The sequence below is a fragment of the Limnoglobus roseus genome (assembly GCF_008254045.1).
In the GTDB taxonomy this organism is placed as follows: domain Bacteria; phylum Planctomycetota; class Planctomycetia; order Gemmatales; family Gemmataceae; genus Limnoglobus; species Limnoglobus roseus.
This window is the reverse complement of the sequence record NZ_CP042425.1, coordinates 1,637,381-1,656,310: the sequence shown is the minus strand read 5'-3', so window position 1 is coordinate 1,656,310 and position 18,930 is coordinate 1,637,381. Positions and strand designations below refer to the sequence as shown.

Here is an 18,930-nt window from a genome sequence, read left to right as displayed (position 1 = left end):
GGTTAATCAGGCTTCGCCGCCGCGAACGCGGCCGCCGTGTCGTAGAACTCAAAGAACTCGATGGCCTTGCCGTCGCGAAACTTCCACAGGGCCACAACCGGCGTCCGAGCGGTCTTGCCGGTGTGCTTGTTCGTCCAGGCGCATTCGCCGTACACCACGACTCGGTCACCCTGCTCAATGAACTCGTCGGGGCGGTAGAACTCCATCGTCCAGTCGTTCCGCAACCCCGCGAAATATTGGTGCATCTCCTCGCGGCCGGCCCGCTGGGCCGAGAACTCCATCCCCTTCTTCCCGTCGCCGATTGAGCGTAGCACGAAGCCGTCGCCGATCAGGTCGAGCCAGACGGAATCGTCGGCGGCGCGCGTATCGTCCCACCGCTGGTAGGCGGCCCGGAGAGTATCAACTTTGCTCGACATAGGAAGGTTCCGGAGAACAACAGGGAAGGACTGATCATCGGAAGACCAGCTTAGCAACTTTTCGGGGCTCCTCCCGAGAAATTAGTGCGATCCTTTTCTCGAAGAATTTCGATGTCTGCCCGATTCTCAACCCATTCCCTTCCGCGAACCTGATAAAGTCACCTTGGTTTCCCTATCCCCCCGAGGTCCAGCCATGAAGCGCCGCCACGCTTTTACGCTGATCGAACTGCTCGTCGTTATCGCGATCATCGCCATCCTGATTGGGCTACTCCTGCCCGCCGTACAAAAGGTGCGCGAGGCCGCGGCCCGTGCCCAGTGCCTGAACAACCTGAAGCAACTCGGTCTGGCGTTGCACGGGTTCCACGACGCGAATACGGTCTTCCCCGCGTCCGGGTGGACGGTCGCCGGCCCCGGCAACCCTGCGGGCAAATACGTCGGCTGGCGACCCCTCACGTTGCCGTACATCGAACAGGAGAATCTCAAGTCGCTTTACGACTTCAACGTGAACTGGTGGGAGGGGAACAACCTGACGGCGGGGGCCGTTGTCGTGAAGACGTACCAGTGCCCGAGTACCCCCGGCCGGGCAGTCGTGACAACGGCCGTCGCCAAGGCACCGCGGCCGGCGATGACCTTCTCGAACGCGCTCGCCGGTACCGACTACGAGGCGATCCTCGGCGTTCAACCCACGTCGATTAACCCGCACCTGCCGACCACGGCCGCGCAGTACACGACCGCCACCCGCTTCTCGGTCATGTCTCGGAACTCGCGGACGGCAATGGTACAGATCTCCGACGGTACGTCGAACACAATTATGGTTGTGGAGGCCGCCGGTCGCCCGATGGTTTACCGGAACCGCACGGCGGATATTGCCCTCACCAACGACCAGGGCATTGGGTGGATCGACAGTGAAGGGCCGTTCAGCCTGGACGGGGCCATGCCGGACGCCTCAACAGAGGGGTGCGGCGTGGCGTGTAACGTGTCCATGAACAAGAAGAATGACAACGAGCCTTATAGTTTCCACACCGGCGGCGGGAACATGTTGTTCGCCGACGGCCATGTGCAATTCGTGCGGGACTCGATCTCGCTCGTGACCCTTTCCGCACTTTGCACGATGACCGCGGGCGAAGTGACGGGGGACTTTTGACCCCCGATCGGGCTATTTCTTGACCGCCGTCGCGTCCAGCACGGTCATCTTGCCGTAGCCGGTCGGCCACTGAGACTCGACGACGGCTTCACCGACGAAGTCGTCGTCGCTCAGTTCGGCCTTCCAATCCTTTGCCAGTCGGTCGGTCGCGTCGAGGTAGACTTTGACGAGGTACTTACCACCCGGCAGTGTCGGTGTGGCGGTCTTCCACTTCTTCGCGTCGGCGGAATCGGGCGTCGTGAGGAGCGTCAGGTTGTGCTGCCAGAGTTTGCCGCCGCCCCACACCTTGCGGTCGGTCGTCGCGACGGGATTCGCCTGCCATTTCTTCGTGGTAGTATCCCAGGCATACAGTTTGACGGCCATGTACTTGTCGGCCCAGGCGGGCGGTGTGTTCTGAATCTTCAACCACGATTGGGTGCCGAACTGGACCACGTTTAGCTTCTTCGGTAACTCGTCGGACTTCGCGTACATCCCGTTCACCACAGCGGCGTAGTCGTCCACGAAACTGCGGTACGCCTTGTACCCCTGATCGCCGACGACGAACTTCACACCGCCACCGTGTTTGATCTCGTCGTTCAGCGGCTTCAAGAGTAACAGGCTTCGCTCAGGGTTCTTCGCATCCACCAACCGCGACTTCGTGAGGTATGCCAGCGTCTCCTCAGCGGTCGGCCGGATCCAGGCCATGTTTGCCCCGAGCGATTCCAGGGGCTTCTCTTTTGCCCGCTTCTCGACGGCTTCCGTGGTGTGGCAACTCGCACAGCGGAACCGCAGCGCCCAGACCGTGTTCTCGAACGATTCCATCACCCGGTCCGTTCGCGCGTGACGGATCACCTCGTTCGGCTTCGCGGGCTTCGCCAGGTTCGTAGCCGCAAGCTTCGGGGCCGTGCGGAGGGTCGCGTCGGCACAACTCGCCTTCACCCACGCCGCGAACGCCTCGTACTCGGCCGTGCGGTTTTTCTGTTGGATGTCTGTCGCCTTTTTTGCGTCCTTGCCCATGTCGATGAGGTGCAGGATTTTTGACTTCTCGGGGTGATCGAGATCGACCAACCCCTGATCGCGGAGCGACAGGAACGTCTCGCGGTGCGACGGCCGGATGTAGTCCTTCAGGTCCACGCCGCTGAGGTGGCACTGGGTGCAACTCGACGGGTTCGGCGACTTGAAGATCGGCACGATGCGCTTCGAGAAGACTTCCTCCGGCGTGTCGGCACGAACGGAAGCGAGAGACAAGGTCAACACGGCGAGCGAGAGGAGCAATCGCATGGCGTCTCCGGGGTGAGTCTGCGGAGATTGTAGGGGAAATCGGAAAATCGAACGAACTCCTACGGACCTCGGCGCGCGAACATTTTTTTGGGATAACCCCTCCACACCAACAACAACTCGTGGCGGGCAAACCGATGGTCACAATCGACGACCTGATTCGCGGTACGGCCGTGTACCCGCGACCCTACCAGGCCCGCATCGTCGGCAAGGCCCTCGACCTGTACCTGAACAAGCAACTCCGCTCGATCCTGGTCGAAAGCCCGACTGGCAGCGGCAAGACCGTGATGGGCCTCCTCATCGCGGCCGGCCTTCAGAAGCAACTCGGCATCCGCGTCGGCTGGGTGGCGATGCGGCGGTACCTGCTCGCCCAGGCGAAGGCCGAAGCGGCCGAGCGCGGCATCCCAATCACAGCAGAGTTCATCTCGATGTTCGAGAAGAACCCGCCGGCGAACCTCGACCTGCTCGTTGTCGATGAAGCTCAGCACGACGCGGCCGGCAGCATGGCCCACCTGCACAACGTCATCCGGCCGCGGTACATCCTCGGTCTGTCAGCCACGCCGTTCCGGGCCGACAAAGTGAAACTCTGCTTCGACACTAGCATCCGCGACGCCGGCATCCGCACGCTGATTGACGACGGCTACCTCTCGAAGTTCCGGCACTTCACCATTCCCGCGTACACCCCGGAGAGCGCCACCGAGTTCTACCTGCGCGAGCGTGACCGCTGGGGCAAGACGGTCTTTTACTTCCACACCATCCCGCAGTGCGAACGGGCCGCCGCGATTCTCCGCAAGGCCGGCGTGCGGGTCGAAGTGGTGACCGCCACTGGCGATCGCGACGCGCAACTGGAAGGGTTCGAGAACGGCAAAGTGGACGTGCTCGTGAACTGCATCGTCCTCGCGGAAGGGTTCGACTGCCCGAGCCTCCAAACGGTGTTCTGCCGGCCGAGCGAGAAGGGCATCACCGTGCAGATGTGCGGGCGCGTGCTGCGGAAGCACGCTGACGTGCCGACGAAGAACATCGTGCAGTGCCAGAAGACGCGGTGGCCCTTCATCCGCACGGCGTCGGCCGAACTGCAATACGTGTGGCAGGACAACGACTGGCGGTCCCTGCAAGTCAACCCGCGCATCCAACAGGTGGCCGTCAACACGATGCGGGCACTGGCCAAGACGCAGGTGGACCTGCCCGAGTTCCTCAAGAAGCGAACCACCCCGACCCGGATGCACGAGCGTTCGGAAGCCTAATTTCGCCGCAGATCCACGCACAGAACTCTGCGTTGATCCGCAGCCCTCTGCGGCAAAACGATTCTCGATTCCCTCAACACCCGGAAGGATTTCCCATGACCACGACCTTCGAGTACGGCACCTGTCGCCTTCGTGACCTGCAAGTTCCGCCCGTGGAAGACGCCCCGGACCGGATAAACAGCGTGAAGTTCACGAACACGCTGACGCTGAAGGACCGCCCGGTGAAACCCGGCAAGCGATTCTGGAACAGCCTCCAGATCCGGTTCGGGTTCACGCACAATATCTTCCGCTACTTCTCCCACGAGGAAGTCTTCCGCCGCATCAGCACGAAAGCGCCGGACGACAAGATTCGTTACTGCCTCGAAAACGGGGCCGAGGGCACGCCGCCGACATTGCTCGCAGTGTCGAACCCGAAGACCGGCGTCGTCTTGAATGACGAGTTGGAGAATCTGCTCACGCGCTACCGGGCGAAGGACCACACCTACCACGACGGCATCGTCCGCAGCTACCACGTACCGCGGCACAGCAGCCCGTTCACGATCAGCGGCGATGGCTTCGAGGCCCAATACGTCATCGAAACCCCGATCGACGGTTTCGGCCGGCCGGCGGTGTACCTTGCGATGCTCCGGCAGATTTGCAGCAACGGGGCCATTGCGATGACGCCGGCGTTCCGCAGCGAGATCAGCCTCGGTCGTGGCGGGGCGAACGCGAGCTTCGGCCTCGAACGGGCACTCGAAGGGTTTAACAACGAGGAAGGCTTTGCTGCCCTCCGTCAGCGATTCGAGTCGTCGACCAAGTCATGGGCGTCGGTTCACGAAGTCGCACGCCTGGCCCGCACCGTGTCCGGGATGTTGACCGCCCGCGAGTTGCCGAACCGGATGCCGGTCAAGGGCGGTGACGGGGCGAATCTTGGGGACACGCCGGTGATGCACGCTTTCGGCAAGATGGCCGGCGACCTCACGAGCATCTACGGCCTTGCGAACATGGACGCGCTCAGCGCCAAGCGCCAGCGGACACTACCGACAGCCTGCCGCGTGTACGACCTGCTGAACTTCGCGAGCGAGTTGGCCACCCACCACGCGAAGCCGACCGGCGGCCGGAAACTACAAGCCTACATCGGCGACCTCGTTAGCGGCGAGTACGACCTCGAAGGCACAGCCGATCAGTTCGCGGACTGGAAGGATTTCTTCATCGACAGTTCCGCCCGGACGGTGGCCTCGAAGCGAAAGAAGTGAGGGGAGTCAAAGCCCGTCCGTCACAACGGGCGGGCTGTTGTCATTCACGATCTTCGCCGTCGGCACCACGAACACGATCGTACACACGCCGATACACGCCCACACGCCGATCATCCACTTCACGAACACCGGCAGCCCCGAGAAGATGATGCTCAGGCTCACCACCGTCACCACGGTGCAGACGGCCATCACCTTGATCGGCCGGCGGATGCCGCGGTATCGCTCCCAATCGGCAATTAACTTGCCGAAGACGGGGGCACGGCGGAGCCACCTTGAGAAGCGGTCCGACGAGCGGTCGAAGCAGTACGCGGCCGACAACACCCACGGCGTCGTCGGGATGCCGGGGAGGAGTGCCCCCGCGACCGCGATGGCCACGAAAAGGCAGCCGAAGCTCAGGAAGACGAGCCGCTTCAAGCCGCGGGCCTGGACCGGCCGGGGCCTGGGCGGTTTGAGAACTGTGCCGGGATCGGACACACGCACCTCACAAATCGGGACGAATGCCGACTAGTTTAGCAGAATAGCGGGGCCGAACCTCACCCGCCGCAGGGAACCCACCATGCACCGCCGCCCCCTCGGGAACACCGGCCTCAGCGTCTCCATCGTCTCGATGGGCGGGGCGGCGATCGGTCAGCAGTACGGTCCGGTCAGCGCGAGCGAGGTAGCCGACACCATCCACGCGGGTATCGACGCCGGCATCAACCTGATCGACACGTCGGCGTTCTACGGCGAGGGCCGGTCCGAGGAGGTTCTCGGTGAGGTGTTGCAAGGCGGTTGGCGCGAGAAGGTGCTTATCTGCACGAAGGCTGGGCGGCAGACGCGGAAACAGTTCGACTTCACACCGGCCGGCATGCGGGCGTCGCTCGAAGCATCGCTGCGGCGGCTACGGGTCGATTCCGTGGACATCTTGCTCGCTCACGACATCGAGTTCGCCGACGAGCCGGAGCGTGTCTTCACCGACACCGCCGACGTGCTGCACCGATTCAAGACTGAGGGCAAGTGTCGGTTCGTCGGCATGTCGTGCTACCCACTCGGCGTCTTGCGACAGGCCATCGAACGCTGCCGATTGGACGTGGTGATTTCGTTCTGTCACTTCAACTTGCAGAACCAACGGCTTCTCACGGAGCTTCTACCAGTCGCGCAATCGCACGGTGTCGGAGTTCTGAACGCCAGTCCACTGGCAATGGGGTTGCTGACGAATCAGGGGCCGCCGCCGTGGCACCCGGCTGGCGATGTGGTGAAACGGACGTGTGCCGCCGCCGCGACGTTCTGCCGTGAGCACGGGGCAGACATCGCCACGCTCGGGATGCAGTTCTGCTACGGAGAGGCTGCGATTCCGAGTACGATCACCGGCACGGCAAAGCGGAGTGAATTGGATGCAAACTTGAAGGCGTTGGCCTCGCCGGTTGACGAGGTGATGATGAAGGACGTGCGGGCGGTGTTAGAGCCGATTCGCGATCACGTATGGTCGACCGGCCGTTGAACGCCCGTCCCATCCGGGCGCTTGGTGTCGCCGTCGTCGCTCGATAGCATCTGAAATTCCGGGTGCGTCCGATACTCGGGGAGGGTATCCTCTTCCCGCGACATATCCGGGCCGACGGCGATATCACTGCCGTTCAGTTCGCTGATCGAATCGCCGGTGAGGAACGACCGTTCGAGGACTGAGTTGGCACCGACGATTCGAGGTGCGGGCGTGGTGGCGTCCACGCCGGGTTGGAGTTCGCTCATCACCCGGCGGATGCTGTCGCTGATTTCCAGGAAGGCGGCGGCGCACTGCGGGTCGAACTGTCGGCCCATCTGCCGGGCAATTTCCGCGAAAGCCACTTCGGGCGGCTTCCCTTTCTTGTTCTCGTGGTAAGGCCGGTCGCTGGTCATCGCGTCGAAGGCGTCGCACACGGCCACGATCCGGGCGAGCAGCGGAATCTCTTCGCCGGCCAGGCGGTCCGGGTAGCCGGTGCCGTCCCAGCGCTCGTGGTGGTTGCGGACGATCGGAAGAATGGTGGCCAACTCCGGGATGTTGGCGAGGTACTGCGCGCCTTGCGTCGTGTGCGTCTGCATCTCAGCGAATTCCTTCGCCGTCAGGCGGCCGGGCTTTTGCAGGATGGCGTCGGGAATGCCGATCTTGCCGATGTCGTGCAGCGGGGTGCCGGTGCGAACGAGTTCGATCTGTTCTTCCGGCAGGTCGAGCTTCTCCGCGAGCATGATCGAGTATTGCGTCACCCGCCGCGTGTGGCCGCCGGTGTAGCGGTCGCGGAGTTCGACCATGTCGGCGAGAGTCGTGATCGTCTTCAGGAACAATTCGCGCTGCTGCCGCAACAGGTGGGCGCACTCGACGGCCGACGACATGTGCGCGGCCAGGGCGTCCGCGAACATCAAGTCGTTCTCGGTGAACGCCGATTGGTAGACGCTGCGGTCCAGGTGCAGCACGCCGATCCGCCGCCGGGGCGTGCGGAGCAGGACGCACAGCACCGACCCCATCGCGCCGTCGGAGATGCTCTGCGTGACCTGGAACTCTTCTTCACGGAGGTTCTTGAACAGCATCGACTCGCCGGCGGCGAACGCCTTCTGTGCGAGCCGGCGGCTGAACGGGAACCGACCGCCCGGCTCGCGGGGGCCGACGGCTAGGGACCGCAGCTGGAGGCGGGGTTCGGCCACGTTGTCGTTGCCGGCCAACACGATCGCGCCTCGTTGCGCGTCGAGCACGCTGACGGCGTCGTTCAGGATCGTGTCGAGGAGTTGGTCTTCACTCTGCAAGTGAATGAGGTGTTGCCCGGCCCGCAGCAGGGCGATGAGTTGGTCGCCGGCCCGCGGCATGTGGTCCGTGGAGGTCCGCGGGGCCGGGGCGCTTAGAACTTTGCTGGCCGAGAGCATCCCGGACGACGCGGGGAGAGCGAGCTTGGCCGCCAGGGTGAGTTGGTCCGACGGCGGGCCGTCGAGCGTGGCTTCCGTGAACTCCACGATCATCGCGATCTTGCCGAACTGAACGATGTCGCGGCCCTTGATCGGGTGGTCCACGTTCGCCGCGATCCGCTGGCCGTTGATGTACGTGCCGTTCGTGCTGTTCAGGTCGATGACCGACCAGCAACCGTCGTTGCCGGCCCGCACCTCGGCGTGTTTACGGCTTACCGAGCTGTCGTCGAGGACGATTTCGAGGGAGTTCAGCCGACCGGAGCGGAGGAGGTGTTCGGAGTGCCAGACCTTGCCCTTAACGGTCCCGCTGACACCCCGCAATCGAATTCCCCGCTTCACAGTGACGTCCTCAAGTCCCGGTAGTGTGGCGCAACGCCCGGAATCATCGGTAGAACTGTAGAACACGGAACGGACGCCAAGCCGCCGACCCAAAAGATTGAGGCGAAATGGGGAACGACGGCTGCAAGAATTTTAACGCGGTTGAAGAACGGGCGAAAGAGGCGGATCGGGAAATTCGGGGGAATGCGGGCCGTGTTGCGGCCCGCCGCGCAGTTTTACTTCTTGAACGCAGTGAACGCTTCGGCCACCTTGCCCTCGGTTGTGCCGCCGGTGTGAACGTACAGGCCGTACCGTAACGTCAGGCGTTGCCCCTTCGCCAGTTTCACGAGGTCGGTGTTACCCTTCATCGCGGGAAACCCGGACCCGGCGCGGCCGAACGGGTTCGCGGCCATCAGGCCGTACGCACGGGTGTGCCACACGGCGGGGTACTTGTTGGTCGGGTCTTCGAAGATCGCGAGTCCAACCGTCTTACCGCCGACGCTGCCGCTGTAGTCGTGCCACACGGAGGGTTGCCCCCACATCGGCAGGTTGTCTTTCGCCGGGGCCTTCGCGATTTGGCCGTCAACCGTCGTGACGACGCCGTCACTGCCGGTCTTCGCGAGGCGGAACTCATCGCTGACGCGCACGCCCATCGACCCTTCCTTCGTGTCGCCGAACGTGATCGGGCAGACGCTCGCGGTGAGATCGATGTCCAACACGATCAGCCGTCCGACCGGGAGGGAACTCACGGTGAGGGTTCGCGTCTCGTCGAGAATTTTCACCCCGTCGGGTGTGAGCCATTCGTTCTGGGTCCTCACTTGGCCGCCCTTCGGCTCGCCGACGGTGGTACACACGATCCGCCCGTGGCCGGTGGACTCGGCCCAGAAGTCCACGCCCTTGACGTGCTTGTCGGCCGACTTCGTCTTGAGGTCGATCCCTTCGGGGATCACGTCGCCGTGGCAGAACCACGCCGACTTCTGGTGGAAGTGGTCGGTCGTCTCCCCCTGTGTGCCCCGAATCATCGGCCAAGGGCGGGTGGCACACGTGCCGCCGGGGGCGTTCAGCGGGTAAAAGTACGGCTTGGCGAGCGGCTTCGTGCCGTCGCCCTTTTCGACCTGCACCGTGCCGGCGTACTGGTACTTTGTGATGACTTCGTCGCCGACCTTGAATTCGAGGGCGGTCGGCGTTTTGGTGACGGTGACATCGGCCGCCGGTGTTCGTGAGGCGAGGGCGGTCGAGCCGACGAGGGCGAGGAAGAAGTAGCGCCGGAGCATGGGTGAGGTCCTGAAAAGGGAGGGATTGGCAGTATCGGCGGCGAGTGCGGGCGTGTCAATGGGCCGCTTTCTTCGCCCGCCGGCAGCGGTCGGAACAGTACCGCACCGTCTCCCAGACTTTCGCCCACTTCTTCCGCCAAGCAAACGGCCGACGGCACGCGGCACACATCTTCGTCGGGAGGTCGGACTTCTTCACGGGCTGTCCCACACGGTTCACGGGCGTACACTGAAGTTTATGACGAATCCGATGGGCCGGTTCGCTGCGCTGGACTTCGAAACCGCCGACCACGGCCGCGACAGCGCTTGCTCGGTCGGCATTATCGTCGTCGAGGGGACGACCGTTGTCGAGAAGGGCCATTTCCTCATCCGCCCACCGCGGCCGCACATTCTGTTCTCGTACATCCACGGCATCACCTGGGCGCACGTGCAAAACCAGCCCACGTTCGGCGAACTGTGGCCGACGGCCGCGAAGTTGCTCGACGGCGTCGAGTTCATCGCCGCCCACGCGGCGGCGTTCGACCGCGGCGTTCTGTACGCTTGCTGCGCAACCGCCGGCTTACCGCGGCCGGTTCACCCGTTCTATTGCACCGTGAGCATGGCCCGCAAAGCCTGGGGCGTGAAGCCGACGAAGCTGCCGAACGTCGCTCAGTTCCTCGGCCTGCCGCTGAAGCACCACGACGCCGAGTCGGACGCCCTCGCGTGCGCCGGCATCGTGATTGCAGCCCGCCAGCAGGGCCGCCCGCTGTGGGGCAAACTTAACCCCGCCCGCTACTGACCGCAGAGGACTCGCATGAACCCCGCAAGCTCGGACCGGCAGATCGACTACATCGAACTCCCCGTGCAAGACGTGCCGAAGGCGAAGCAGTTTTACGAGGCCGTCTTCGGCTGGACGTGGACCGACTACGGCGATGCCTATTCGTCGTTCAACGACGGCCGCCTCTCCGGCGGGTTGGCGTCCGACCCGGGCGAGAAGTCGAAGGGGCCGCTCGTGGTGCTGTACGCCGTGGACCTGGAGGACACCCTCGATCGTCTAACCGCGGCCGGCGGTGTCATCACGCGGGCACCGTTCGCTTTCCCCGGCGGCCGCCGCTTTCACTTCACCGACCCGGCGGGGAACGAACTGGCGGTGTGGTCAGAGAAGTGAACAGGCGGCCGCAATTGCCGCCGTTTCGATGCGCAAGATCGTCGGCCCAAGCCGTGCCACGGCCCACCCCGGAACGGCGGTTTCACTCTCCGAGAAGCCGCCCTCGGGTCCGATTGCGACGACTGCTTCCTCGGTCGTCTTTGATAAGGCGAGCGATCCACCGGGATGCAGAATCAGTCTCAGTGGTGGCAGGTCGATCCGCCGCACGAACTGCGCCCACGACGCGGGCGGGTCAATCGTCATCAGCACGTTTCGCCCGCACTGCTTACTGGCCTCGACCACCATCCGTTGGTACTTTTCGACCACGTCTGCCTTCGGCCGCACGATGCTGCGGTCCGTCACCAAGGGCACGAAGCGGGTCACGCCGAGTTCCGTCAACTTCTCGATGAGAAAGTCGAGCCGGTCCCCTTTCGGGAGTGCCGACGCGATCCACAGTGGCGGCGTTCGCTCGCGGCTGGCGGCAACCGCTTCGGCGACCAGCAAGGCCACCGACTTCTTGCCGACGTCGAGGACTTCGGCCGGGTACTCGAACCCGTCGCCGTTGAAGAGTGTGATGCGCTCGCCGACGTCAATGCGCCGGACAGCGTGTAAGTGGTGGGCTTCCGGGCCGGTCAGTTGGTACTCGCCGGGCCGGAGCGCGTCGGCGGTATAGAAGCGGTCGGCCATGCGTCACCCGCGGGTGAGTTGGTAGGCGAGCTTCGCGTTCGTGGCGAAGACCTTCGCGGGGTCGCCGGCCTTCTCCGTCACGTACTTCGTCGCCAGCGAAACCGTCGTCTCCAATTTCGCCGCGTAGTCGCTCACCGGCCAGTTGGAGCCGAACATCAGCCGCAGTTCGCCGAAGGCCGCCCACACGGCGTCGAGCGTCGGCCGGTAGAAGTCGAGGTCGGTCGGGGCACTGCCGTCTCGCTTCCGCGTGCCGTCCACCAAGGCGGAGAATTTACACCACACGTTCCGACCTTCGGCGGCCGCGGCGAGGTTCTCGCGATAGGCCTTGTCAGCGGCCTTGCCGTCGATCTTCGGGTTGGCCATGTGGTTGACGACGATCGTCAGCGACGTGAACTTCTTGCTCAACTTCACGATGTCGGGGAGCAGTTCCGGCCCGCCGTTCACGTCGAGGGTCAGCCGCCGGTCGCTGAAGGCTTGCAGGTTCTTGGCCACGGTGTCGTCGGTCAGGGCCTTCTTCACCTCGTCGTGCGTGACCCGGATGCCGCGGAAGAGCGGGTTCTTGGCGAAGCGGTCGAGGTTGGCGACGAAGTTCATCTCCGTCGGAATCAGCCGGCCGACGACGCCGAGGATGAACGGTTCGTCTTTCGCGAGGTCGAGCAACCACTGGTTGTCTTCGACCCACGGCGACGCTTCCACGACGACGGTGCCGGTGATACCGAGTGGTTCCGCGAGCTTGCGGTACTCCGCCGGCAGCACGCGGCGGTAGAGGAGCTTATCGTCCTTCGCCGGCCACGGCACGCCCTGTGTCCGCGTGGGGTCGTAGAAGTGCGTGTGCGTGTCGACGATCGTCGGCTTCGCGTCCGCGGCCGTTGCGGGAACGGTCAGCGTGGCGGCGGCGGTCGTTGCGAGCCATTCACGGCGGGTGAGGTTCATTCCGTCGTTATATAACGATCCCGATGGAACTCGCCGAACTCACTTGGCCGGTGGTCGCCGCTCTGCCGAGGACGACGCCGATCGTCTTCCCCATCGCCGCACTCGAACAGCACGGCCACCACATGCCACTGTTCACCGACAGCCTCTTGCTCGGCGAAGTGATCCGCCGCGTGAAGCAACTGCCGGTGGCCGGGAAGGTGCTGTTCGCCCCGCTGCAGTGGCTCGGCAACTCGCACCACCACCTCGACATGCCCGGCACTCTGTCGGCCTCGCCGCGAGTGTACCTGGACCTGCTGCGTGACCTCGCCGAGAACTTCCTGGCCCACGGCTTCACGCGGATTGCCTTCGTCAACGGCCACGGCGGCAACACGACCCCGTCGCAACAAGCCCTCTTCGAGCTGCGGCAAAAGTACCGCGACCGCCGCGATCTGATGTTGCTGTCGCTGACTTATTGGGACGCCGCGAAGCCGAACGAGATCATCGCCGGGCTGACGCAAAAGGAGATGGGCCACGCCTGCGAGTGGGAAACGTCGATGATGCTGACGATTCGCCCGGAGTTGGTGGTCGGCGACTTGTCGGCAGTGACGGAAGTCCCGTTCGGCACCGGCGGCGCACCTGGCTATCGTGGTTGGACGATGCCTGATCGCAGCGAACCGGGGCACATCGGCTCGCCAGCCGCCGCAACTGCCGAGAAGGGCGAAGCACTCTTCCGTGTGTTCACGGCCGGAGTCGCGGCATACCTGGAGCGAATGACGAGCCATGCCGGCCACGGGTGGGACGTATGACACCGTCTCCCCGTTGGACGTGGAAGTGGGCCGTGTGCGGCACGCTGATGCTGGCGACGCTTTTGAACTACATGGACCGGCAGGCCCTGCCGCAAACCGCGACGGACCTGAAGGCGCTTTATCACCTCGACGACACACGATACGGCTTGCTCGAAGGCTGCTTTAGCTACGCCTTCGCGGCCGGTTCCATTCTCTTCGGACTGATCGCCGATCGCGTCGGCCCCCGGCGGTTGTACCCGCTCGTCCTGCTCGGATGGTCGGCGGCTGGTTTGCTCACGCCGTGCATGGCCGCGCCGTCGATCACACAACACCTGGAAGGGCCGGGCGACGAACCGGGGGCGGGACCGTTCCGCTGGCTGCTCCTCTGCCGCACGATACTCGGGCTGTTCGAATCCGGGCACTGGCCGTGTGCGCTGTTGACGGCCCGCCAGATTCTGACGGCCGCCGAACGGCCGCTCGGCAACGGCCTGCTGCAAAGTGGCGCGTCGCTCGGAGCGATACTGATTCCGCTCTACGTTCGCGAAGTCCGGCACCTCGGCGGCGAGTGGGGCGTCGTGTTCTGGACCGTCGGGGCCGGCGGCCTGTTGTGGATTCCGCTCTGGCTGGTGCTGGTGCGGCCGAACGATTTGAACCGGCCATTGCCGCCGTCGGCTGACGCGCCGGTCGGTCCGCCAACGAGTGTCGCGATTCGACAAATCCTAACGCTGGCCGTGGTCGTGGCGAGTCTCACCGTGAGCTGGCAGTTCCTTCGGGCGTGGCTGCCGAAGTACCTGAAGGAGTCGCAGAAACTCTCGGCCGACGACGCCGACTTCGCCGTGGCGGGCTTCTACATCGCCGCGGAAATCGGCTGTCTACTGTCCGGGGTGTGGGTGAAGTTGCTCGTGAGTCGCGGCCTGCGGGTGCATTCCGCCCGGCTCGTGGGCTTCACCCTCTATGCCGCGATCACGGCCCTGGCGGCCGTGGTGCCGTTGGCGGATTCGAACTCCGCAAAGGTGTCGTTGTTGATGGTCGCCGGGGCGGGGATTCTCGGCCTGCACCCGTACTACTACGCTTTGGCGCAGGAGCTACCGGCGAAGTGGATGGCGTCCCTCTCCGGCACGCTGGCGGCGTCGGCGTGGTTCCTCGCGGGCTTCGTGCAAACGCAACTCGGCAGCTATATCGACCAGACCAAGAGCTATGCCCTCGGCCTGACGATCGCCGGCTTGGCCCCGCTGACGGGGCTGGTTGCCGTGGTATTGTTGTGGCCGAGTCGCGGCCGCGTTACTTCTTGACCGGGATCACGCACCCTTCGCCGCTGAGGTGGCGGTCGTCGTTCCAGAGCATGATCGCCGGTTCCTCGATGCGGCCGTGGTCGAACGAGAGAACGCTGATCGACGACGTGCCGAGGAGGAGGTGTTGCGCGAACGCCGGGTCGGCCCCGACCCAGCGGGACGCGAACACCCGCAGGTAGTGGCCGTGCGCGAAGATCAGCACGTTTCCGGTGAGGGCCTTCACCTTCGCGATGACGCGGTCGGCCCGTGCTGCGACCTGTTGGGCCGTCTCGCCGTTCGGCGCGCCGTGCTTGAGGAGTTGCCAGTCGGCCTGCACCTTGCGAATGTCGGCCGTCTTCTTTCCCTCGAAGCTACCGTAGTCCCACTCCATCAGGTCCGGGTCGACGAGGGCGGCGAACCCCGCCAATTCGCTCGTCCGCTTCGCCCGCTGGAGGGGACTGGTGAAAACGCTGGTGAACTTCAAGTGGGCGACGCGGAGGCCGATGAGCTTGGCGTCGTCCTCGCCCTGCGGCGTCAGTGCGATGTCGGTGCGGCCGGTGTGCTGGCCGGTCTTGGTCCACTCCGTCTCGCCGTGCCGAGCGAGGTAGACCTTCGGCAGATTCGAGTCGACAGCGGCCATCGGAAACTCCAGGGGTCAGAGGTCAGGAACCAGGGGTCCGGAGGCGGGGTTCAGCCGACGTTGTCTTCGACCGACCCCGGCTCCGGATTCCGGATTGAAGGGTGTACCCACGTCGACTGCCCGTCGGGGGCGTTCTCTCTCTTCCAGATTGGAACCAATTCTTTCACGCGGTCAATCAGAAACCGCCCCGCTTCGAACGCTTGTGCCCGGTGCGGGCAGCTCACGGCCACCGCCACGCTCACGTCGCCGACGTGCAACCGGCCGAGGCGGTGGACGATCGCCACGTCGCCGACGGGCCATTTCGCCCGGGCATCGCCCTCGATTTCGGCCAGCTTTTTCTCGGCCATCGGCGGGTAGGCTTCGTAGTCGAGGAAGACCGTCCGCACGTCGCCGGTCAGTTCGCGGACGGTGCCGAGGAACAGGACCACGCCCCCACATTCCGGGCGGACGACGGAATCGGTCAGTGCGTGGTAGTCGATGGGGTCGGGCGTGAGCCGGGTCATGGGGACGATTCTATCCGCCGCTGACCGGCGGGATGACGGCAATCTCGTCCGAAGGTAGCAACCCGCGGGAATCGTCGGCGAAGTCGTGGTTCACGGCGATCACGCACACGCCGAGCAGCGACGACAATTGCGGGAATTCCGCGGCCAACCGCGACCGCAGGTCGCCGACCGTCGCACTCGGCGGAAGTATCACGGACACCGCGTCGCGCTGCACCAGTTCCTTCGCCCGGGCGAAGAGCAAGACCGTGAGCGTCATTCCAGGTCCATCTCGATCAGGCCGTAGGCCATCGCCAGGTATTGCACCGGATGCAGCGTTCGCTTGCCGCTCGCCTGCTGCATCTGCATCCGGCACGCCGAGCACTCCGTCGAACCGTACAGAATTCGCGGCCGGTCGAGGGCGGCGATCATCTCCGCACCGGCCTTCAACGACGCCTCGAAGTTCCGAGCGCCCAGCCCCCACGCCCCGGCCATGCCGGAGCAACCACGGTCGATGGCGTCCACCGTGATGCCTTCGATCAACGACAGCAGCTTTGGCGAAGCGGGCAGTTTGCCGGTCGCCTTGACGTGACACGGCACGTGGTGCCCGATGCCGATGAGCAGGGGCCGCGTCGGCGACTTTAGCTCTCCCCGCTCGTGGAGTTCGCCGAGAAAGGTTGTCAATTCCACCGTCTGATTCGCAACGAGGGCCGCGTCGGCGTCGTCCAGCAGCGAGAGGTAATCGTGCGACAGGGCCAGCGCGGCGGCCGGTTCAGTGCAGACGATCGTGTAGCCGTCGCGGGCCAGTTCCACGAGTGCCCGCAGGTTGTATCGGGCCGCGTCGCGAGCGGCGTCGGCATCGCCGAAGCTCAACGGCGTCATACCGCTGCCCCGCTGCCGGAACGGGACGTGAACCTCGAACCCGTGGTGCTTCAAGACCGCGACGGCGGCGTGCCCGATGCCGGGGTCGCAGACGTTGGCGAAGACGTCCACGAAGTACGCGACTTTCCGCGCCTCCGTGGCCTTCGGCCGCTTCGTCAACCCGGCCCACCAGGCTTGTCGGAGGAAGGTGCGGTGTGTGAACCGCGGTAGTTTCCGGTGCCGCGACAGGCCGAAGAATTTTTCGAGCAGCCACCGGCTTCCGCGCGACGCGAGCAGGACGTTGACCGTCCACGAGGACCGACTCGCGAGCCGCATCAGCGACTCGGCCCGCGCCAGCAGCCAGTCGTGCCGACGGAAGCCGTGGGCTTCGTGGTAGGCGGCCTTCGCTTCCAGCATCAACTTCGGCACGTCCACCTTCGCCCGGCACTCGTCACGGCACATCTTGCAGTTTACGCACAACCGCGCGACGGCCTCGACTTCGTCCCCTTCCAGTTTCGCAGGGTCGTCGAGCAACCGCACCACGTTCGCCTTCGCCCGCGGCGTGGCCGCCTCGTCGCCGGTCGCCCGGAAGATCGGGCACATCCGCACCGGCCCTCGCCGCGGCCGGCAGTCGCCGCAGCCGTTGCACTTGTTGGCCTCGTCTTGGGGGCTGTTGTCCCTCCAAAGTAAGAGCGGCTGCCGTTCCACGGGCGTTGGAAATGGAGCCGGGGAGACGTCCGAGTCCGGGGTCTGTGAGACGGCAGAGAAGGACCCAGACCCGTCACTCGTACTGCCTGAGGCCGGGGTCTGCCAAACGCCAGGCTGCGTACCCTTGACCCCGTGTGAAGCCATCGGCCATGCCGGCCGCGACGGGTCCGGCCCCAGAATCTTGCCGGGGTTGAGGATGTTCTTCGGGTCGAAGGTGCGCTTGATCTCGCGGAAGACGGCGGTGAGCGGGCCGTACTGCTTCTCCACCCACGGCGTGCGGGCGAGGCCCACGCCGTGTTGGGTGCTGATCGTGCCGCGGAGCTCAAGGGCCAACGTGTGAACCTTGTCCGCGAGCGGCCACATCTTCTCGCGGTCCGCCGGCAGGGTGACGTCCAGAAGGGGTCGCGTGTGAATTTGACCCGTCAGAAGGTGGACCAGGAACGAGGCGTTCAGTTCGTCGGCCCGGAGAATCTCCTGCACCCTCGCGACGAACTCGGGCAAGACCTCCGGCGGCACACCGATGTCCTCGATGAACGCTTCGGGGCGGCGGCCGCGGCCGAGGGCGTATAGGCTGGACACGGCGGAATCGCGGAAGGCCCGCAAGCGGTCGAGCACTTGCGGTTCGCCCGTCGGCTCAACGATCACGAGGCAGTGGTGGGCGGCCCGTACCCGCTCCACCGCCTGTTGGCCGAATTCCACCGCCTCGCGTTCCGTGTCGGCTTCGATCTTTCCCAGAATCACCGCCCCCGCCGCCGCCGGCACCAAGGCGATTTTCGCCAGCGAGAGTAAGCGCTGATCGAGAACGTCGCAGGCCACAATGCCCGTTGCCGCCCGGAGTTCTGGTCCCGCCCGCAGTGCGGCCTCCAGGGTGGTGAAGCCGAGCGCGAACTGGCACACACCACCGGCCAGGGGAATCGTTCGCAACGTCGCCCGCGTGACGACCGCCAGCGTTCCCTCGCTGCCGGCCAGCAGTTTCGCGAGATCGACACCCCCGCGGGTCAGCACGCCGGGCAGTAAGTAGCCGCAACGGTTGAACGGGGCGAGGGGCTGGTGTGCTCGGATCAACTCACGGTTCTCGGCCAGCAACGTGGCCACGGCCGTGAGTCGCTCGTCGGTGGTACTGGTCTCCAGAAACAACCCGTCGTCGCGAACGGCCCGAACGCCGGCCAAGTGGTCGCGGGTATAGCCGTGGCGGAAGGCCGACCCGCCGCTGGCGTTTGTCGCAATCATGCCGCCGAGGGTGCAACTACCGCCGCTTGCCGGATCGGGGGCGAACCGCCGGCTGTGGACCGCGAGTTCGGCGTTCAGTTCCGCCAGGGTCACGCCCGGTTCGACCGTGACCGTATCGCCGGTAATGTCTGAGATGGCTCGAAAGTTCGCGCTCAGATCGAGTACGATCCCCGCCCCGAGTGACTCGCCCGCCAACCCCGTGCCCGCCCCGCGCGGGGTGATCGGCACGGCATGTTCGTGGGCGTACTTCACGACCGCGATCAGGTCGTCTTCGTCCAGCGGAACGACAACCGCCGCGGGCAGGATGTGGAAGGGGCTGGCGTCCGTCGCGTACAGCCCGCGGGCGAGTTCGTCGGCGATCACGCGACCGCGCACGAACCCCCGCAGGTCGTCAGCCAGTTGTGGCGGCGTGGTCGGCACAGGAAGTGTTATACGCCCG

General features: G+C 64.9%; 20 protein-coding genes. 8 read left to right on the top strand and 12 right to left on the bottom strand.

Going from position 1 to position 18,930, the window contains the following annotated elements:
• Positions 1–2: 2 nt before the first annotated feature.
• Entirely contained in the window at positions 3–416 is a 414-nt protein-coding gene (locus PX52LOC_RS06820) for a nuclear transport factor 2 family protein (protein ID WP_149109382.1), read from the bottom strand.
• A gap of 193 nt (positions 417–609) precedes the next feature.
• On the opposite strand from PX52LOC_RS06820, the gene PX52LOC_RS06815 reads away from it, so the two are divergent.
• Entirely contained in the window at positions 610–1,560 is a 951-nt protein-coding gene (locus tag PX52LOC_RS06815; protein ID WP_149109381.1) for a DUF1559 domain-containing protein, read from the top strand.
• A gap of 12 nt (positions 1,561–1,572) precedes the next feature.
• On the opposite strand, the gene PX52LOC_RS06810 is transcribed toward PX52LOC_RS06815, so the two are convergent.
• Positions 1,573–2,820, bottom strand: coding sequence for a hypothetical protein (locus PX52LOC_RS06810; RefSeq protein WP_149109380.1), 1,248 nt, complete (start codon positions 2,818–2,820; stop codon positions 1,573–1,575).
• A 134-nt stretch (positions 2,821–2,954) separates the two neighbouring features.
• On the opposite strand from PX52LOC_RS06810, the gene PX52LOC_RS06805 reads away from it, so the two are divergent.
• The gene (locus PX52LOC_RS06805) at positions 2,955–4,061 is read left to right on the top strand and encodes a DEAD/DEAH box helicase (protein WP_149109379.1); all 1,107 of its coding nucleotides are present in this window, start codon (positions 2,955–2,957) and stop codon (positions 4,059–4,061) included.
• Between the two features lie 95 nt (positions 4,062–4,156).
• Positions 4,157–5,296 carry a DUF932 domain-containing protein gene (locus PX52LOC_RS06800; protein ID WP_149109378.1) on the top strand — a complete coding sequence of 380 codons (1,140 nt, stop codon included), beginning with the start codon at positions 4,157–4,159 and terminating at the stop codon, positions 5,294–5,296.
• A 6-nt stretch (positions 5,297–5,302) separates the two neighbouring features.
• Here the strand turns inward: PX52LOC_RS06800 and PX52LOC_RS06795 are convergent, their stop codons facing one another.
• Positions 5,303–5,770, bottom strand: coding sequence for a YbaN family protein (locus tag PX52LOC_RS06795; protein ID WP_168218842.1), 468 nt, complete (start codon positions 5,768–5,770; stop codon positions 5,303–5,305).
• A gap of 82 nt (positions 5,771–5,852) precedes the next feature.
• Here PX52LOC_RS06795 and PX52LOC_RS06790 point away from each other — a divergent pair, with 82 nt between their 5' ends.
• A complete protein-coding gene (locus PX52LOC_RS06790; RefSeq protein WP_149109376.1) occupies positions 5,853–6,776 on the top strand; it encodes an aldo/keto reductase in 924 nt (307 codons plus the stop codon).
• On the opposite strand, the gene PX52LOC_RS06785 is transcribed toward PX52LOC_RS06790, so the two are convergent.
• The 3 genes from PX52LOC_RS06785 to PX52LOC_RS41900 all read right to left on the bottom strand — a co-directional run bounded on the left by PX52LOC_RS06785 (position 6,752) and on the right by PX52LOC_RS41900 (position 9,991).
• On the bottom strand, positions 6,752–8,542 hold the full coding sequence (locus PX52LOC_RS06785) for an HD domain-containing phosphohydrolase (protein WP_149109375.1): 1,791 nt from the start codon (positions 8,540–8,542) through the stop codon (positions 6,752–6,754). The genes PX52LOC_RS06790 and PX52LOC_RS06785 overlap by 25 nt on opposite strands.
• Positions 8,543–8,757: 215 nt before the next feature.
• Positions 8,758–9,795: a DUF6807 domain-containing protein gene (locus PX52LOC_RS06780; protein ID WP_149109374.1), complete on the bottom strand. Its 1,038-nt coding sequence runs from the start codon at positions 9,793–9,795 to the stop codon at positions 8,758–8,760.
• Positions 9,796–9,850: 55 nt separating this feature from the next.
• On the bottom strand, positions 9,851–9,991 hold the full coding sequence (locus PX52LOC_RS41900; RefSeq protein WP_149109373.1) for a DUF2256 domain-containing protein: 141 nt from the start codon (positions 9,989–9,991) through the stop codon (positions 9,851–9,853).
• Positions 9,992–10,030: 39 nt separating this feature from the next.
• Here PX52LOC_RS41900 and PX52LOC_RS06770 point away from each other — a divergent pair, with 39 nt between their 5' ends.
• Positions 10,031–10,570, top strand: a complete 540-nt coding sequence (locus tag PX52LOC_RS06770; protein ID WP_218575288.1) for a 3'-5' exonuclease — start codon at positions 10,031–10,033, stop codon at positions 10,568–10,570.
• A 15-nt stretch (positions 10,571–10,585) separates the two neighbouring features.
• Positions 10,586–10,939 carry a VOC family protein gene (locus tag PX52LOC_RS06765; protein WP_149109372.1) on the top strand — a complete coding sequence of 118 codons (354 nt, stop codon included), beginning with the start codon at positions 10,586–10,588 and terminating at the stop codon, positions 10,937–10,939.
• On the opposite strand, the gene PX52LOC_RS06760 is transcribed toward PX52LOC_RS06765, so the two are convergent.
• Both PX52LOC_RS06760 and PX52LOC_RS06755 read right to left on the bottom strand, forming a co-directional pair.
• Entirely contained in the window at positions 10,928–11,605 is a 678-nt protein-coding gene (locus PX52LOC_RS06760) for an RsmE family RNA methyltransferase (RefSeq protein ID WP_149109371.1), read from the bottom strand. The genes PX52LOC_RS06765 and PX52LOC_RS06760 overlap by 12 nt on opposite strands.
• Before the next feature lie 3 nt (positions 11,606–11,608).
• Positions 11,609–12,538: an amidohydrolase family protein gene (locus PX52LOC_RS06755; protein WP_149109370.1), complete on the bottom strand. Its 930-nt coding sequence runs from the start codon at positions 12,536–12,538 to the stop codon at positions 11,609–11,611.
• 23 nt (positions 12,539–12,561) lie between these two features.
• Between PX52LOC_RS06755 and PX52LOC_RS06750 the strand changes: the two genes are divergently transcribed.
• Positions 12,562–13,323: a creatininase family protein gene (locus PX52LOC_RS06750; RefSeq protein ID WP_149109369.1), complete on the top strand. Its 762-nt coding sequence runs from the start codon at positions 12,562–12,564 to the stop codon at positions 13,321–13,323.
• A complete protein-coding gene (locus PX52LOC_RS06745) occupies positions 13,320–14,594 on the top strand; it encodes an MFS transporter (RefSeq protein WP_149109368.1) in 1,275 nt (424 codons plus the stop codon). Before PX52LOC_RS06750 ends, PX52LOC_RS06745 begins: the two co-directional genes overlap by 4 nt.
• Here the strand turns inward: PX52LOC_RS06745 and PX52LOC_RS06740 are convergent.
• The 4 genes from PX52LOC_RS06740 to PX52LOC_RS06725 are packed head-to-tail and all read right to left on the bottom strand — an operon-like array spanning position 14,584 to position 18,911.
• Entirely contained in the window at positions 14,584–15,213 is a 630-nt protein-coding gene (locus PX52LOC_RS06740; protein WP_149109367.1) for a histidine phosphatase family protein, read from the bottom strand. The two genes, PX52LOC_RS06745 and PX52LOC_RS06740, sit on opposite strands and share 11 nt — an antisense overlap.
• Before the next feature lie 50 nt (positions 15,214–15,263).
• Positions 15,264–15,716: a molybdenum cofactor biosynthesis protein MoaE gene (locus PX52LOC_RS06735; RefSeq protein ID WP_149109366.1), complete on the bottom strand. Its 453-nt coding sequence runs from the start codon at positions 15,714–15,716 to the stop codon at positions 15,264–15,266.
• Positions 15,717–15,726: 10 nt separating this feature from the next.
• A complete protein-coding gene (gene moaD / locus PX52LOC_RS06730; RefSeq protein WP_149109365.1) occupies positions 15,727–15,972 on the bottom strand; it encodes a molybdopterin converting factor subunit 1 in 246 nt (81 codons plus the stop codon).
• Entirely contained in the window at positions 15,969–18,911 is a 2,943-nt protein-coding gene (locus tag PX52LOC_RS06725; protein ID WP_149109364.1) for an FAD-binding oxidoreductase, read from the bottom strand. Before PX52LOC_RS06725 ends, moaD begins: the two co-directional genes overlap by 4 nt.
• Positions 18,912–18,930 lie beyond the last annotated feature (19 nt).

What these genes read in the sequence shown, in the direction of transcription:
- moaD (WP_149109365.1), bottom strand. Translation starts at nt 15,972, where the DNA reads ATGACGCTCACGGTCTTGCTCTTCGCCCGGGCGAAGGAACTGGTGCAG.
- PX52LOC_RS06750 (WP_149109369.1), top strand. Translation starts at nt 12,562, where the DNA reads ATGGAACTCGCCGAACTCACTTGGCCGGTGGTCGCCGCTCTGCCGAGG.
- PX52LOC_RS06740 (WP_149109367.1), bottom strand. Translation starts at nt 15,213, where the DNA reads ATGGCCGCTGTCGACTCGAATCTGCCGAAGGTCTACCTCGCTCGGCAC.
- PX52LOC_RS06760 (WP_149109371.1), bottom strand. Translation starts at nt 11,605, where the DNA reads ATGGCCGACCGCTTCTATACCGCCGACGCGCTCCGGCCCGGCGAGTAC.
- PX52LOC_RS06735 (WP_149109366.1), bottom strand. Translation starts at nt 15,716, where the DNA reads ATGACCCGGCTCACGCCCGACCCCATCGACTACCACGCACTGACCGAT.
- PX52LOC_RS06815 (WP_149109381.1), top strand. Translation starts at nt 610, where the DNA reads ATGAAGCGCCGCCACGCTTTTACGCTGATCGAACTGCTCGTCGTTATC.
- PX52LOC_RS06755 (WP_149109370.1), bottom strand. Translation starts at nt 12,538, where the DNA reads ATGAACCTCACCCGCCGTGAATGGCTCGCAACGACCGCCGCCGCCACG.
- PX52LOC_RS06805 (WP_149109379.1), top strand. Translation starts at nt 2,955, where the DNA reads ATGGTCACAATCGACGACCTGATTCGCGGTACGGCCGTGTACCCGCGA.
- PX52LOC_RS06790 (WP_149109376.1), top strand. Translation starts at nt 5,853, where the DNA reads ATGCACCGCCGCCCCCTCGGGAACACCGGCCTCAGCGTCTCCATCGTC.
- PX52LOC_RS06780 (WP_149109374.1), bottom strand. Translation starts at nt 9,795, where the DNA reads ATGCTCCGGCGCTACTTCTTCCTCGCCCTCGTCGGCTCGACCGCCCTC.
- PX52LOC_RS06765 (WP_149109372.1), top strand. Translation starts at nt 10,586, where the DNA reads ATGAACCCCGCAAGCTCGGACCGGCAGATCGACTACATCGAACTCCCC.
- PX52LOC_RS06820 (WP_149109382.1), bottom strand. Translation starts at nt 416, where the DNA reads ATGTCGAGCAAAGTTGATACTCTCCGGGCCGCCTACCAGCGGTGGGAC.
- PX52LOC_RS06810 (WP_149109380.1), bottom strand. Translation starts at nt 2,820, where the DNA reads ATGCGATTGCTCCTCTCGCTCGCCGTGTTGACCTTGTCTCTCGCTTCC.
- PX52LOC_RS06800 (WP_149109378.1), top strand. Translation starts at nt 4,157, where the DNA reads ATGACCACGACCTTCGAGTACGGCACCTGTCGCCTTCGTGACCTGCAA.
- PX52LOC_RS06770 (WP_218575288.1), top strand. Translation starts at nt 10,031, where the DNA reads ATGACGAATCCGATGGGCCGGTTCGCTGCGCTGGACTTCGAAACCGCC.
- PX52LOC_RS06745 (WP_149109368.1), top strand. Translation starts at nt 13,320, where the DNA reads ATGACACCGTCTCCCCGTTGGACGTGGAAGTGGGCCGTGTGCGGCACG.